General features: G+C 66.3%; 11 protein-coding genes. 5 read left to right on the top strand and 6 right to left on the bottom strand.

Annotated elements, in window-relative coordinates:
* Positions 1 to 153 precede the first annotated feature (153 nt).
* The 4 genes from ASC63_RS06420 (at position 154) to ASC63_RS06405 (ending at position 4,435) form a co-directional block, all read left to right on the top strand.
* The gene (locus ASC63_RS06420; protein ID WP_055810925.1) at positions 154 to 777 is read left to right on the top strand and encodes a hypothetical protein; all 624 of its coding nucleotides are present in this window, start codon (positions 154 to 156) and stop codon (positions 775 to 777) included.
* Between the two features lie 130 nt (positions 778 to 907).
* Positions 908 to 1,702 (top strand): YcnI family copper-binding membrane protein, encoded by a 795-nt coding sequence (locus tag ASC63_RS06415; protein WP_055810923.1) that lies wholly within the window; start codon positions 908 to 910, stop codon positions 1,700 to 1,702.
* A 2-nt stretch (positions 1,703 to 1,704) separates the two neighbouring features.
* Positions 1,705 to 2,385, top strand: a complete 681-nt coding sequence (locus tag ASC63_RS06410) for a copper resistance CopC family protein (RefSeq protein WP_055810921.1) — start codon at positions 1,705 to 1,707, stop codon at positions 2,383 to 2,385.
* A gap of 1 nt (position 2,386) precedes the next feature.
* Positions 2,387 to 4,435 carry a cytochrome c oxidase assembly protein gene (locus ASC63_RS06405; RefSeq protein ID WP_055810919.1) on the top strand — a complete coding sequence of 683 codons (2,049 nt, stop codon included), beginning with the start codon at positions 2,387 to 2,389 and terminating at the stop codon, positions 4,433 to 4,435.
* Positions 4,436 to 4,527: 92 nt separating this feature from the next.
* On the opposite strand, the gene ASC63_RS06400 is transcribed toward ASC63_RS06405, so the two are convergent.
* From ASC63_RS06400 to ASC63_RS06380, 5 genes are all read right to left on the bottom strand, one after another.
* Complete coding sequence (locus ASC63_RS06400) at positions 4,528 to 8,562, bottom strand: ExeM/NucH family extracellular endonuclease (protein WP_055810917.1); 4,035 nt, start codon at positions 8,560 to 8,562, stop codon at positions 4,528 to 4,530.
* 244 nt (positions 8,563 to 8,806) lie between these two features.
* On the bottom strand, positions 8,807 to 9,697 hold the full coding sequence (locus ASC63_RS06395) for a carbohydrate ABC transporter permease (RefSeq protein ID WP_055810915.1): 891 nt from the start codon (positions 9,695 to 9,697) through the stop codon (positions 8,807 to 8,809).
* Positions 9,697 to 10,647, bottom strand: coding sequence for a carbohydrate ABC transporter permease (locus ASC63_RS06390; RefSeq protein WP_055810913.1), 951 nt, complete (start codon positions 10,645 to 10,647; stop codon positions 9,697 to 9,699). The genes ASC63_RS06395 and ASC63_RS06390 overlap by 1 nt, the downstream gene beginning before the upstream one ends.
* A 22-nt stretch (positions 10,648 to 10,669) precedes the next feature.
* Complete coding sequence (locus ASC63_RS06385) at positions 10,670 to 11,995, bottom strand: ABC transporter substrate-binding protein (protein ID WP_055815056.1); 1,326 nt, start codon at positions 11,993 to 11,995, stop codon at positions 10,670 to 10,672.
* A 135-nt stretch (positions 11,996 to 12,130) separates the two neighbouring features.
* Complete coding sequence (locus ASC63_RS06380) at positions 12,131 to 13,447, bottom strand: alpha-glucosidase/alpha-galactosidase (RefSeq protein WP_055815054.1); 1,317 nt, start codon at positions 13,445 to 13,447, stop codon at positions 12,131 to 12,133.
* A 148-nt stretch (positions 13,448 to 13,595) separates the two neighbouring features.
* Here ASC63_RS06380 and ASC63_RS06375 point away from each other — a divergent pair, with 148 nt between their 5' ends.
* Positions 13,596 to 14,420, top strand: a complete 825-nt coding sequence (locus tag ASC63_RS06375; protein WP_235491938.1) for a DeoR/GlpR family DNA-binding transcription regulator — start codon at positions 13,596 to 13,598, stop codon at positions 14,418 to 14,420.
* 3 nt (positions 14,421 to 14,423) lie between these two features.
* Here the strand turns inward: ASC63_RS06375 and ASC63_RS06370 are convergent, their stop codons facing one another.
* Positions 14,424 to 15,173, bottom strand: a complete 750-nt coding sequence (locus ASC63_RS06370; RefSeq protein WP_055810911.1) for a sulfite exporter TauE/SafE family protein — start codon at positions 15,171 to 15,173, stop codon at positions 14,424 to 14,426.
* Positions 15,174 to 15,249: the final 76 nt, after the last annotated feature.

Below are 15,249 nucleotides of genomic sequence, written 5' to 3'. Positions count from 1 at the left end.
GCAATGGTAGCCGCCGCCCCTGACGGTTCAGCCCGCCGGCCGCCGCGCTGTGGAGAGCCCGGCCTGTGGATAAGGCGCGACTGCCGACGGCGGCGCACCGCGTAGGCTGGAGGCGTACCGCTGACATCAGCAGAGACATCCGCAGGGAGCATCATGGGCACTCGCTGGGCGCGCTTCGCCCGTGGGTGGCTCGCGGCCGCATTCGCGACCTTCGTGGCGGCGCTGTTCCACGTGGCATCCGGCGGCGAGACGCCCGGAATGGTCGGCCTCGCGATAGCCCTCTCCTTCTCGGCGATGGCCTGCATTCTTCTCGCGGGAAAGTCCCTCTCACTGTGGCGGCTGACGGTGTCGGTCGCCCTCAGCCAGTTTCTGTTCCACGCGCTCTTCGGCCTCGGCGGCTCCGGCCCGGTGATCATCGGAACGGCCGCGCACGCACACCACGTCACCCACATCGACATCTCGGCCCTGACCGCAGGCGGCACCGCGGATGCGCACCAGCACAGCCTGTTCGCCTCCGATTCCACGATGTGGCTGGGTCACGCCACCGCCGCGCTTCTCACCGTGCTCATGCTGCGCTACGGCGAGCGCGCGTTCTGGGGCTTGCGCGAACGTGCCCGGGTGCAGGTGACCCGATTCGTGGCATCCGTCGCACCCGTGCCGCTCGATGTAGCCCTCGGCTCCCCCGTCGTTGTTCGTCTCATTCCGCTGCGCGACGCAGCCGTGCTCATCGGGCGGATGCGCCACCGCGGCCCGCCCACGCGGCTCGCCTTCGCCTGATCGTCGGCCCTGCAGCAGTTTCAGGAGCCGGACCAACAATTTCGGCTTCGAGCACCGCTCGCGGCCGCACATCCACGTACCCGTAGCGCGCGCCATGCGCCCGCTACGGGAAGGAAGAATGTATATCACTATGCGCAAGACAACCATCGCCCGCGCGGCCGTCGCCCTCGGCGCCGCCACCGCGCTCGCCCTGGCCGCCCCGCTCGCCGCGAGCGCCCACGTTCGGGTCAATCCCGATGCGGCCGCGGCCGGCAGCTACGCCACCCTCACCTTCAAGGTGCCGACCGAGTCAGCAACCGCCGGCACCGTGAAGCTCGAGGTGGACCTGCCGACGGACACCCCGTTCAGCTCGGTTTCGTACCAGCCGGTACCGGGCTGGAGCACCCAGGTGGTCACCGAGAAACTCGCCAAGCCGGTGAAGACGGCGACCGCGACCATCACGGAGGCCGCGACGAAGGTGATCTGGACCGCCGAGAAGGGCGTGCAGATCGCCCCATCGCAGTTCCAGCAGTTCACTATCTCGGCCGGTCCGGTTCCCGACACGGGAAGCGTCCTGCTGCCCGCGCACCAGACGTACTCCGACGGAACCGTCGTGGACTGGGACCAGAAGACGCCCGCCTCGGGTAAGGAGCCGGAGCACCCGGCACCGACGCTGTACATCAATGACACGCCGCCGAGCGCGGATGCGTCGGGCGGGGCGAGCACGGCGCCGAGCGTGACGGCTACGCCGGGCACCTCAGGCACGTCGGGCATGTCGGCCACGTCGGCAACCTCGGCCACCGATGGCGTCGCGATCGGGCTCGGCATCGGCGGGATCGCGCTCGGCGCGATTGCCCTCGTCGTCGCGGTATTCGCGCTCACGCGTCGACGCGCATCCGGAGCCTCCGCGGCATCCACGGCGCCGCGCAACCCGGAAGGCAAGTAGCCGTGTCGGGGCCAGCCCCAACCGCTCGCCACGCCACACGCGGCAGGCTTCTCGCGAGCCTCGCCGCGCTGGCGTTCGCCGGTGCGCTCGCGCTGGCCCCGGCATCCGCCGCCTCGGCGCACGACTACCTCGTCGACAGCTCGCCCGCGGCCGGCAGCACCGTGAGCACGCCGCTGCACAGCGTGTCGCTCACCTTCGACGACATCGTGCTCGACCTGTCGGGCAACGGCACCTCCTCCATCGTGCAGGTCACCGGTCCGGATGCCGCGGCCCGGCACTTCGAGACCGCCTGCGCCAGCACGGAGGGTCGCGTTGTCACCGTGCCCGTCGCGCTCGGCGCACCGGGAACATATACGGTCGAGTGGCAGATCGTGTCTGCGGACGGTCACACCGTTTCGAGCCAGAGCTCGAAGTCCCTCCAGTTCAGCTATGAGCCTCCGGCCGGAACTGCCGAGGCGAAGGGCAGCGCGAGCCGACCCGCGTGCGGGGCGGGCGCATCCGGAACCTCGAAGGCCACCGCCGCGCCGGCATCGGGAACGACGGCGAATGACGGCAACCTCGGAATCGTCGTCGGCATTGCCGGAGGCATCGTCGCTCTCGCCGTGATAGCGATCGTGGTCGTGCTGGTGACGGCCCGGCGGCGACCGAAGGATGCCCGGCCGTGGCATCCGGATGAGGAATGACATGGCGATAACAGACGAGGTCGAGACGACGCAGACCACGCCGCCCGAGTTTCGCATGCCACAGCTGAGCGTCATCACGCTCGTGTTCGCGCTGTGTGTGCCTGCGGCGGTTGCGCTCACCCTGCTGGGCATGGCCTTCACGGGCGCGTTCTCGACGGGAACGGCGCTGTACAACCCGGGCGATCTGGTGACCTACGGGCTGCCGATCGTGCGCACCATTCACGACATCGCGGCCGCCGCGACGGTGGGCCTGCTCGTGCTCGCCGCCACGGTGCTGCCGGGCCAGACGAAGCGGCACGGCGAGGTAGGCCATTCCCAGTGGAAGGCTGTGCGCTGGGCGGCAATCGCCGGCATCGTGTGGTTCGTCGCCGCGGTCATCGTGATCATTCTCAGCGGCATCCAGATCTCGGGCGTGCCGGTCGGCGACCCGCTGTTCGCCAGCACCTTCCGCACGTTTCTGATCAACGTGGCGCTCGGTCAGTCGCTCGTGGTCTCGGCCCTGTGCATTCTGGTCGCCGTGATTATCGCGCTCGTCGCCCGCCGGCTCACCACCGTCGGTTTCGCCGCAGGCTTCGCGCTCTTCGCGCTGCTGCCGCTTGCCCTCTCGGGGCACGCGGCGGGCTCGCTCGAGCACGACAACGCGGTGAACAGCCTGGCCATCCATCTCGTGGGCGTGACCGTGTGGGTCGGCGGGCTCGCCGGCATCCTGGTGCTGCGGCGCACCATCAACAAAGGCTTCGGCACCGCCGTCGCACGCTATTCGGCTCTCGCCGCCTGGGCGTTCGGAGCCGTGGCCTTCTCCGGCATCGTCAACTCGGCGCTGCGACTGGGCACCTTCGCCGATCTGCTTGCGCCGTACGGCCTGCTCATCGTGGCGAAGGCATCCATTCTGATCGTGCTCGGGCTGTTCGGCGCTTTCCAGCGCAAACGCATCATTCCTTCTTTGCGTGCCGACCCGATGAATCGCAGGCTGTTCCTGCGCTTCGCCACCGCCGAGGTGGTCTTCATGGCCCTCGCCATCGGCATCTCGGTGGGGTTGGCCAAGAGTCCTCCCCCGGTTTCGCAGGCGCCACTGACGGGCAATTTCGCGCGCGACGGCCTGCTTGGCTTCACGTATCCGCCGCCCGTGAATTTCGCGCGCATGTTCACGACATTCCACTGGGACTGGATGTGGCTGGGCCTCATCGTCGTGATGGCAGCCTGGTACGTGGCATCCGTCATCATTCTGCGACGGCGCGGCGACCGCTGGCCGATCTACCGCGTGATCGCCTGGCTTGCCGGATGCGTTGTGCTGGTCTGGGTGACCAGCGGCGGCGCCTTCGTCTACGGGCTCATCCATTTCTCCAGCCACATGGTTCAGCACATGGGCTTGATGATGTTCGCCCCGCCGTTGCTGGTGCTCGGCGGGCCGATTCTGCTGGCGCTGCGCACGCTGCCGACCAGGCACGACGGCAGCAGGGGCATCCGTGAATGGATGCTGCTGCTCACGCATTCGCGCTTTCTCGCGTTTCTTGCGCGGCCGGCCGTCGCTGGCATCATCTTCGCGGGCAGCCTCATCGCCTTCTACTACTCGCCAGCGTTCCAGTGGGCCGAGCAGGACCACGTGGGCCACGTGTTCATGATGTTCCACTTTTTGGCGTCGGGTTACCTGTTCTTCTGGGTGTTCATCGGGGTGGATCCGGGGCCGAAGCGGCCGTCGTATCCGATGCTGCTCATCACGCTGCTGGCCACGCTCGCCTTTCACGCCTTCTTCGGGGTGGCGCTCATGGAGAGCAGCGACGTGCTGGCCCTCGACTGGTGGCGCGCACTCGGGCAGACCAACGTCGCGGCGCTGCTGGCCGATCAACATGCCGGTGGCGGCATAGCCTGGGGCGCCAGCGAGATACCCATGGTGCTCGTGGCGCTGGGCGTGGCCTACCGCTGGATGAAGTCAGACGAGCGCACCGCCAAACGGCTCGACCGCCAAGCCGACCGCGACGGTGATGCCGACCTCACCGCGTACAACGCCCGCCTGCAGAAGATGGCCGACCGGGAAGAGTCCGCTGGTTGAGGAGCGAGGAACGAGCGTCTCGAAACCTGCCGCGCGGGTAGGTTTCGAGACGAGGCCTCGTTCCTCGACCTCTCCTCAACCGGCGTGACGAGCTACCAGAGCACGACCGGCAGCGGCAGCGCCTTCGATGACTTCACGGTGTTGCTGCCCGCGTAGCTCGCGCTCAGCACGTGCACCCCGCGCGAGAGCTTCGGCAGCTTCACCTTGGCGTGACCCTTGTCTTTCGCGGTCAGGTTCACCGTGGCGATGGCCTTCTTACCGTCGAAGATGGTGACAGTTCCCGTGGCCGTCGCGCCCTTCGCGGCGAAGACGTTCACCGTGTAGTGCAGCGTCGAGTTGTGGTTGGCGAACAGCTTGCTCGGCAGGCCCACGGTGACGCTGGCGGCCTTCTCGACCGGAGGCGTCGCATCCGCAATCGTGATCGGCACTGCGATCGACGTGCCCGTGCCGGCAACCGCAATTGTCAGCTGCTGCGCGCCCGTGAGCCCGGCGGGAATCGTGGCCTCGACGCTCGCGCGCCCCACCTCGTCGGTCGTGTCGACGATAGCCGGGTCGATGGTGCCCGAGCCGACGACCGTGTCGCCGATCTTCAGCTCGACCGAGGTGGCGGCCGGCTCCCCGGCGCTGAACAACAGTGAGGAGAGCGACGCCGTCACCTTCTCGCCGGCGGCATAGGCTTTGCCGTCAGCCGGGGCCGACAGTTTCACACCGACCGCGCGCTGCGCGTAGTCGGGGCTGGCCGTCGGGTTCGCCACGAAGTAGTCGACCATCGCCTGCAGGTCGACCTTGCCGGTGTCGGCCTGGCCCGATCCCTTGCCCAGGGTGGCGAAGTTGTCGCCGCCCGAAGCCAGGAACGAGTTGACCACCACGGTGTGGCTGTCGCCGTCGGCGACCTCTTTACCGTTCAGATACACGTGCGTGATGTGCGATCCGGCAGCCGCACTCGGGTCATACGTGTACGTCAGCGAAGCGGATGCGCCCAGCTTGAGGAACGGCCGGCTCGATCCGGCGGGCTGCCACTGCTCCTCGAGCACCTGCTTGATTTGCGCCCCGGTCAGCGTCTCGGTGACCAGGGTGTTGGCGAACGGCTGGATGCCCGCCGCCTCCTGGTACGTCACGTTGCCGTCAGGGTCTCCCGCACCGCTGGATGCGTACGGCAGGTCGGCACGCAGGCCGCCGGGGTTCATGAACGCGATCTCTGCGCCCTTGTCTTTGGCGGCCCACAGCTGCACATCGGCCACGAAGTTGCCCAGGGTGGACTCGCCGCCCCGGTTCTCCGAGCCGTCGCTCTGCCGGGCCCGGTTGAAGTCGGCCGTGATGTCGCCGACCTTCTTGGCACCCTCCACCTTCGCCACGGCAACCGCGTCGGTCACGATCTGCGCCACGGCCGCATCGGCCGGGTACAGCGCCTTGCCACTCGCGTCGTTCAGCGGCAGCACCTCGCTCTTAATGGTGAGCAGCTTCTTCGTCTGCGGGTCGACCGTGAGGCTCGTGTGACCGAAATCCTCGCCGTACTTGGCCGACTGCAGAACGGGCCGGGTGCGGTCCGTTCCCGGAATGGCGATCTCGTGGTTGTACAGCTGGTGCGTGTGTGCCGAGATGATGGCATCCACATTGGCGTCGACACCGTTCACGATGTCGCCGAACTCGGAGTCGCCGGTGGAGTCGGTGAGCGCCGGGGTTGCCGCGCCGTCGTGCACGAGCAGCATCGTCACATCCGCTTCGCCGTTCGCCGGGTCGCCGTCGCGTAGCTGATCGGCGACCGTGTTGACCGAGGCCGTGACGTCCTTGATGTCGACGTTCGCGATTCCTGCAGGCGTCACAAGTGACGGCAGCTGGTTGGTGACGGCGCCGATGAAGCCGATGCGCACGCCGTCGACCGTCTTGACGAAATACTGGTCGAACTCGGGCTTGCCCGTCGCCTTGTCGAAGACGTTGGCAGCCAGGTACGGGAACGTCGAGTCGGGAATGACGCGATCCTTGATGTCACTCACGCCCTTATCGAACTCGTGGTTGCCGAGCGCCGTCACGTCGAGCTTCATGGCATTCAGCGCGTCGAGCGTGGGCTTGTCCTGCTGAATGAATGAGGTGAAGGTGGAGGCGCCGATGTTGTCGCCGGCCGACACGAACAGCGTGTTCGGGTTGGCTGCACGGTATTTGTCGACGGCGCCCGCGAGCACCGCTGCACCGCCGGATGCCCCGCCCGCCTCGAGACGCCCGTGGAAGTCGTTGATCGACAGCACGTCGATGGCGACGGGGGCATCCTTCTCGGTGATACCGATCTTGATCGGGTTGTGGTCGCTGGCGCGGAACGGCGTGCCGGCCTCGGCCGCACCGAAGGCGTAGCCGCGATCGGACCACTCGGGTGCGTTGATGTCCCACACCCCGGCGCCCGCGACCGACTTCGCCAACTCGGGCGTCGCTATGGCGTGGTCGAGGTCGCCGACTTCGCCGTCGAAGCTGTAGGTGTACTGGCCCTTCGTCTTCGCGGGCACCAGGTCGACCATGCCGGCCTGGGTGAACACGTCGATCGGGTCTTCCTTGGAGTAGGCGTTGAAGTCGCCGAGCAGCAGCACATTATTACTGCCGCTGGATGCCTTCAGCTGGCTGACGAAGCCCAGCACCGACTTCGCCTGCGCCACCCGGTCGGCGTTGAAGAAGCCCTGGCCGTCGGCCGGCTCGTCACCGGTTCCGCCGCCCTTGGACTTGAAGTGGTTGGAGACCACCGTGAGGGTCTTGCCGCCGTCGGTGAAGGTCTGCGCGATGGGTTCGCGGGCGTTGCTCCACACGGTCTCGTCGATGACGGTCTTGCTGTCGCCAACGGGGGTGACCGCCGCCTTCTTGTAGATGATCGCCGTCATGATCACGTCGGTGGTGGCGACCGCGTCACGCAACGGGGCCGGGGTGGGCACGTAGGCCCAGACATCCGAACCGGCGGCGGCGTTGAGGCCGTCGACAAGGTCGGCGAGTGAGGTGTCCACCGGCAGGCCGAAGTGCACGGCGTTCTCGATCTCTTCGAGCGTCACGATGTTCGCGCCGAGGGCGTTGATGGCCGCGACGGTCTTCGACTTCTGAATCGCGAATTGGGCGGCCGTCTTCGCGCCGCGGGCGAGCGAGTTCTCGCTCTGCAGCGTGGTGAAGTAGTTCTCCACGTTGAAGGAGGCCACGGCGAAGTCGCCGCCGACGCTCGGCGCGGCATCCGGGCGTGGGTTCGTCGCCTCGAAGGTGGGCTTGTAGTCGGCCGAGCTCGCGTCGTCGATGGGCACGGTCGGCTGCAGCCGCCAGTCGTCGAAGCCGTAGGAGAGGATGTACGGGTTCTTGGGGAAGTCGACCGTGTCGCCGTTGCGCACGACGGTGTTCTTCGTGAAATACGGCTGGTCTCCCGTGTGCAGCTTGTTGGAGATCTGGATGCTGTAGCCGTCGTCGAGGAAGAGGCGATCTGCCCGGTTCGCGGCGGCTATCGCATTCGCGTCGGCGCCGGGGCGCGTGGTCTCGGTGCTCTTGACCAGCGGGTCCGCACCGGCGGAGAGCCAGAGCGTGCCGAAGTTGTAGAGCTGGTGACTCGAGGCCAGCTTGTAGGTGCCGGTGGGCGCGACGAGCATGCTCTCGAACGGCTCGCGGTCGGTGCCGCGCACGGTGTCGGGCAGCGGCGTCGCTGCGGGAACGCCCACCTTGGCGGTGACGATCTCGATCGCGCCGGCTGCCGATGCGGTGATCTGCGTGAGCCCGAAGTACTCGCTGACCGCTCCGGTGACCCGCACGAGGTCGCCGATCGCGGCATCCGTCGTGGCGTTGTTCAGATAGACGAAGACGGCGTCGGATGCCCCGGGCGTGGCATCCGAGGCCCCTCCCGATCCCTGCGTCTGAATGTAGATGCCCTTGTAGCCGCCCACGGTGTGGTCGGCGGTGACGACACCCTCGACCGTGACGGTCTTGCCGACGAGAGGGCTCGCATCGCCGGTGCCCTGCACCTGGGCGATGGTGTTCGTGACATCGGCCGCGAACGCGGGCGCCGCCACGAGAGTGGAAAGGCCCAGTGCCCCCGCCGCGATGGCGGCGATAGCACTGAGCCTGAAGAGTGGGTGGCGCCGGGTCTCAGCCGAGACGGGCGCGGACTTCTGATGCATAACGGAAGAGCTCCTTCGTGGGCGAACGCTGCCCTGCATTTTCGTCACCGAGCGAAGGCGCGCCATTGCGACCCCCATTCGGGTGCCACCCAGTCGGGGGCGACACGCAGCCGAGCCTATTCGCGCGCTTTGAGCCTGCCAACCCCCGCCGCCGAAATGTCACCTGCTCTTAAGTTGGTGGCTACTCGTGTTGCGCCGCACGCATCCGCCAGCCCCAGCCGCTTCCCCGCTGAGGCGGCGTGCGTCAGCCCTTCAGGCCCGAGAACGTCATGGTCGCGATGAACTGCTTCTGCGCGAAGAGGAAGAAGAGGATGAGCGGCAGGGTGGCCACCACGTTGCCCGCCATGATGAGGCTCCAGTCGGTCTGGTGCGTGCCCTGGAAGTTCGCGATGCCGAGCTGCAGGGTGAATGCCTGCTGATTGTTGATGGCGATGAGCGGCCAGACCAGGTCGTTCCAGGCCCCGAGCAGCGTGAAGATCGCCAGGGTGGCGAGTGCCGGGCGGGCCAGCGGCAGCACGATCCTGAAGAAGATCTGCCACCGGTTGCATCCGTCTATCGCACCGGCCTCCTCGAGCTCGGCGGGCAGGGCGAGAAAGAACTGGCGCATCAGGAAGATGCCGAACGCCGTGGCCAGCCAGGGCACTATCGCGGCGCCGAGTCCGTTCAGCAGTCCCAGCTTGGAGAACAGGATGTACGTCGGAATCATCAGCAGCTGGGTCGGGATCATGATCGTGGCAAGAATCATGAGAAAGCCGAAATTACGCCCAGCGAACTTCAGGCGCGCGAAACCGTAGCCGGCCAGCGAGCACAGCACGATGTTCGACACGATGGCGGTCAGCGACACGATCACCGTGTTGCCGAGCCAGAGCAGAATGTCGGTCTGGGTGAAAAGCTTGACGTAGCCGTCGATCGTCAGATGCGAGGGGATGAAGGGCGGCGGGAACGCGACCAATTCCTTCGCCGGCGAGAACGACGCGAGCGTCATCTGCACGAACGGAATGAGAAACAGCACTGCTATCGGCAGCAGCACGAAGTGCCATCCGCTCAGGCCGCGCTTGCGGCGACGCGGCGGTGCCGACCGACTGGCCACCTGCTCGGATGACGTGACCACCTGGGAGAGAACGTCGGTGCTCATCAGAAAGCCTCCAAGCCCTTGCGTCGCGAGTAGACGACGACGCCGATGGTGATGAGCAGCGTGGCCGCGAAGAGCACGTACGCCGCTGCCGACCCGTAGCCGAACTGCAGGGTGTGAAACGCCTTCTCGTAGAGAAAGTAGACGATGGTCTGCGTCGCACCCAGGGGGCCTCCGCGGGTCGTCGTGTACACGAGGTCGAACAGCTGTACGGCCTCGATCGTCTGCCAGATGGTGACGAACACGGTCACCGGCGCCAGCTGCGGCCAGATCACCCGCCAGAACGCCTGCCACGGGCTCGCCCCGTCGATGCGGGCGGCCTCGATGAGCTCGGCAGGAACATCCTGCAAGGCCGCCAGATAGATCACCGTCGTGAAGGCGGCCGAGCCCCACAGCGACATGATCGCAATGACCAGCATGGCCTGGTGCGGGTCGTCGAGCCAGCCCTGCTGCGGCAGGTGCAGCACCCGCAGCACGTTGTTCACCAGCCCGAACTGTGGGCTGAAGAGATAGGTCGAGAGGATGCCCGTGGAGGCCGCCGAGGCGACGAACGGCACAAAGATGGCGGTGCGGTAGAAACTGATCAGGCGAATGCGGCGGTTGAGCGCGACGGCCAGGAACAGCCCCGCCAGAACGGATGCCGGCACGAACAGCACCGTGTACCCGACCGTGTTGAGCACGGCGTTGCCGAAGTCGGCATCCGTAATCAGTTGGGCGTAGTTCTCGCCGCCCACGAAGGTGGCCTCGCTGAAGCCGTCCCAGCTCTGCAGGGAGAGCAGGAACGCCCAGACGGCGGGGAAGATCGACAGGCCGAGAATGATGATCGTTGCCGGGGCGACGAAGCCCCAGCCCGTGAATGCCGACTTGCGGGCGGCCGCGCGCCGCAGTCGGCGTTTGCTGGAGGCATCCGGTGTGGCCGGGCGCGGCGCGCTGTCGGTGATGGTGTCATTCATGTCGGTTCTGCCGATGCCCCGCCTACTTACTCAGTTGGGCGTCGGCCGTCTGCGCGGCCTTCTCGAGCGAGGCCTTCGGCTCACCCTGACCCTGCAGCACCGCGGAGATCGCCTTCCCTATCGCCACCGACAGTGCGGCGTAACCCTTCGAGGTAGGCCGGGCCTGCTTGACATTGTCTGAGTTCTTCACGAACACGTCGTAGCCCGGGTACTGCGCCGTCTGCTTGGCGACGGCGTCGGAGGAGTTCTCCGAGGTGCGCAGCGGCAGGTTGCCGATGGCCACGTTGAATCGCGCGTCCTGCGCCGACGAGGTGAGCCATTCGGCGAACTGGTACGACCAGTACGAGCGGTTCGCGTCCTTGTGGTCGAACAGCGCCCAGATGTCGGGCCCCGAGACGGTCTGGTGGTCGCCGTTGGTGCCGGGAAGCTGCACGACGCCGTACTTCGTGCCGCCGGTCTTCAGGTCGGAGAGTTCCCACGGCCCTGAGGTGATCATGCCGATGCGGTTGCTGACGAACAGCTGGCCGAACTTCTCATCGGTCTGGTCGAGGTAGACGCTCTTGTCGTCGACCGCCATCGAGCGCAGGAACGACAGCGCGTCATCACCGGCAGTCGAGGCGAACTCCGCCTTCTTCTGGTCTTTGGAGATGATCGAGCCGCCATTCTGCCAGAGGTGAGGCCAGAACTGCCAGGTGGTCTCCTCGCTGCCGGAGACCGAGTATCCGTAGCCGTAGATGTGGTTGGCCGGGTCGGTCAGCTTCTTGGCCGCGGCACGAAAGTCGTCCCAGGTCCAGTCATTCGTCGGGTACGCGAGGCCTGCCTTGTCGAACAGGGTCTTGTTGTACAGCAGGCCGATGTTGTCGACCACCGCGGGAAAGCCGATGACCTTCTTGCCCGTCGGCTGGGCGGTGCCGCGAGCCGCCGCGGTGAACTCGTTCCACTTCACATCCGACTTCTTCACCTGCTCGGAGATATCGAGCGTGCGACCGGATGCCTCCAGCTGGCCGGCCCACGAACCGAACGCGTACGAGATGTCCGGGTACTGGTTGCCGGCGAAACCGGCAGACAGCTTCTGCAGCAGCTGATCGGTCGAAGAGGCACCCGGCGACATGTTGATGGTCACGTTGGGGTGGTCCTTCTCGAACTCCTTGGCGAGAGACTCCAGAATCTTCTCGGCCGCATCGGTCTGGCCCGACCACACCTCGAGCTGCACCTTGGCCTTGGTGTCAAGTGTGCTTGTGCCCTGCTGGCCGGAGCATGCGGTGAGCGATGCTGCGCCGAGGGCGATGGCGAGAATACCGACGCCCCAACGGCGTATGGCACGGGGGCCTGCGGTGAAACGAGTCATCATTGATCTCCACTTTCTGGGGCTGACGGGGCGCCTCTGCGCCGTCGATATGTGAGCAATAGTGCATCGAGGACTGTTCAAGTGACAAGAAAATCGTCGATAGTGCTCAGCGAAACTGAGCGCTTCCCTGCGGAATTACAGGGCGGAAGAGGGGATGAGCTCGCGCAGCGGCTCGGGAAGCAGCTCGCCGTGCGCCGTCACGAGGTCGTTGCAGACATCCCAGATCTGCTCGGGGGTGAGCGTGGAGCTCGCGTTCGGGTCCATGAGAACCGCCTGGCGGATGAGCTTCGGGTCACCGGTTCTGGCGGCCTCGACAGCAAGCCGCCCCACTGAGACATATGGCTGGTTGAGCGCAGCGAGTTGCACTGGCAACGCGCCAACCGCGTGGGGCCGCAGCCCCGCAGAGTCGACCGTAGCGGGCACCTCGACCACGGCATCCGACGGCAGGTTGTCAATGAGGCCGGTGTTGACCACGTTGGCGTGGATGACGCGCTCGGTACCGGTCACCATGGAGTGGATGACCTGCGGCGCGTACTCGGCGGCGCCCTCTTCGAGCGTGAGCGGCGTGCCGTCGGCGAGCGAGCGCTTAGCCAGCTCGAACTCGGCCACGTTCTCTTCGCTGATGCCGATGTACTCCAGCGGCTGCAGCCGGAATTTCTCGATCTGCTCCTCTGAGCGCAGGAACCACGACAGGTATTCCGAGGAGTGCTCGCTCGTCTCGGTGGGGTAGTAACCGAGTCGGCGGTACATCTCCACGCGCACCCGGCGACGCAATTCGGGCTCGGCCTCGATGCGCTCACGCAGCAGCGGGTACAGATCGCGGCCCTCGTGCTGCCATTCGAGCAGCCACGACTGGTGATTCACCCCGGCCGCGCGATAGTGCGCTTCTTCGACCGGAACGCCGACGAGTTCGCACAGGTCGTTGACGGTCCAGTAGACGCTGTGACACAACCCGACGGCCTTGATCTCGGGGGCGACGACGGATGCCCACCAGATGTTCATCGCCATCGGATTCGTGTAGTTGAGCAGCCAGGCATCCGGGCACAGCCGCCGCATGTCGGCGGTCAGCTCGCTGAGCGCGGGAAAGGTGCGCAGGGCGCGAAACACGCCGCCGATTCCGGTGGTGTCGCCGATCGTCTGCTTGAGGCCGTAGCGGGCGGGGATCTCCAGGTCTTTGCGGGTGGCGTCGATGCCGCCCACCTGCATCATGTTCACCACGAAGTCGGCACCGCTCAGCGCCTCTGCGCGGTCCAGCGTCGCGCTGATCTGCGCGCGTGCGCCGAGCCGATCATTCACGTGATGAGCGGTTCCCTCTGCCACGGCGAGACGCTCGCTGTTGATATCGAAGAGCCGCAACGAAATATCGGCCAGTTCGGGGAATCCGAGGAGATCGGCGACGAGCTGGCGGGTGAAAACGACGCTGCCTGCACCGATGAAGGTCACTGTTGTCATACACAGATCATCGATGCGAATGAGCGATTCGTGCAACAAAACAAGCGATAGTGGATGAAATGATCAAAATGTATGATCGGTTGATCGGATCCCAGCGCATGGTGGCATGGGAGATGTTAACGTTCCGAGTAGCAGTGAGGGAGCTGATGTGTCTGCAATCGGAGTGAGCGCGACCGGGCCGAGGGCGGCATCCTCGAAGCGATCCGAGCGCATGATCGCCATCCTGTCGCTGCTCAGCGAGAGCGGTGAGGTGCGACTCGGTGAGCTGTCGGATGCCTTGCTCGCCTCGGCTGCAACCATCCGTCGCGACCTCGCGGACCTTGAGGAGCAGGGGCTACTCACCCGAACCCACGGCGGGGCACGCGTGCGCGGCGACCAGTCGGAGTTACCCGTGCGGCTCAAGGACTCGCAGTATCGCGAGGCGAAACAGCTCATCGCGCGCAAGGCGGCGCAGCTGATTCCGAGCGGCCGCTACGCGATTGCGCTCAGCGGCGGCTCCACGACGGCGGAGGTGGCGAAGGCGCTGGCCAATCGCTCGGAGCTCACGATCATCACCAACTCGCTCACGACCGCGATGGAGTTCGCCTCGCGCCCCAATCTGCGCGTGATGATGACGGGCGGGCTCATTCGCTCGAACTCCTTCGAGTTGGTCGGCCCGCTCGCCGAGAACACCTTCAACGCCATCAACGTGGGCACCGCAATTCTGGGCACGGATGGCGTGAGCGCGCTCACCGGTGCCACCACCTTCGACGAGACGGAGGCCCGCACCAACTACGCCATGGTCACGCACGCCCAGCGCGTGATAGTCGTGGCCGATGGCTCCAAGATCGGCCGACTGACCCTGGCCAAGGTGGCCGACCTCTCCGAGATCCACGAGCTCATCACCGATTCGAGCGCCGACCACGCTGAACTGGACAAGATCGCCGCCGCCGGCGTCAACATCCACGTCGTCGAGGTGCCCCCACCCGCGTAATCCTCAGGGCTTGAACGCGAGAACGGGTGCGACAGCGATCAGGATGAAAATCATCGCCCACCTGAGGTAACGGGCGGGCACCGCGCGGGCCACCTTCCATCCGATGAGCACTCCGCACAGTTCCGGCACACCGACGACAAGCGCCAGCTGCCAGTCGATCGCACCGATGCTGAGGTAGCCGACGCTGCCCACAATCGAGATGACGATCGATTGCGCCTGTGCGGCGGCGAGCGCGGGCAGGATCGGGGTGCCGATGGCCACGAGCAACGGCACCGTGAGCAGCGGGCCGCCGACGCCGAACATTCCGCTGGCGACCGCCACCACGAGTCCTATCGCAATCAACGCCGGTGTCGGATGCCGCGGGTGCAGCCCGTCGTCGGCCGTGTGCCTCTGTCGATACCAGACCAGCATCGCGACGATCAGCACGAAACCGGCCAGGAGCATCCCGAACCCCCGACCGGATACGGTCGAGTTGAGCAGCACACCGATCGGCGTTCCCACGATCGCGGTGACCAGCAGTATGACGGCGACGCGAACGGTCTGGCGTTCGCGCAGGTGACCGGATCGCAGGTAGGCCAGAGATCCAACCGTGCCGGTCGCCACATGGGTCACCATCGCGGTGCCCGCGACGACCGCGGGCGACAACCCGGTGAACAGGAACAACCCGATCGTGGCCAGCACACCGCCGGGGCCGACCGCGGTGATGCCGATACCGGCGACCAGACCGATGCAGGCGAGAAGGAGGAGAGGCAAGCGCCCAGCCTATCGGCGTGCCCGCTTGGAGCGCCGACCGAGGTTCTTACAGGGAGGATTGGCCGCGTGGCATCCG

The sequence above is a fragment of the Leifsonia sp. Root112D2 genome, assembly GCF_001424905.1.
In the GTDB taxonomy this organism is placed as follows: domain Bacteria; phylum Actinomycetota; class Actinomycetes; order Actinomycetales; family Microbacteriaceae; genus Root112D2.
The sequence above is the reverse complement of the archived record's forward strand: the minus strand, read 5'-3'. Positions and strand labels throughout refer to the sequence as shown.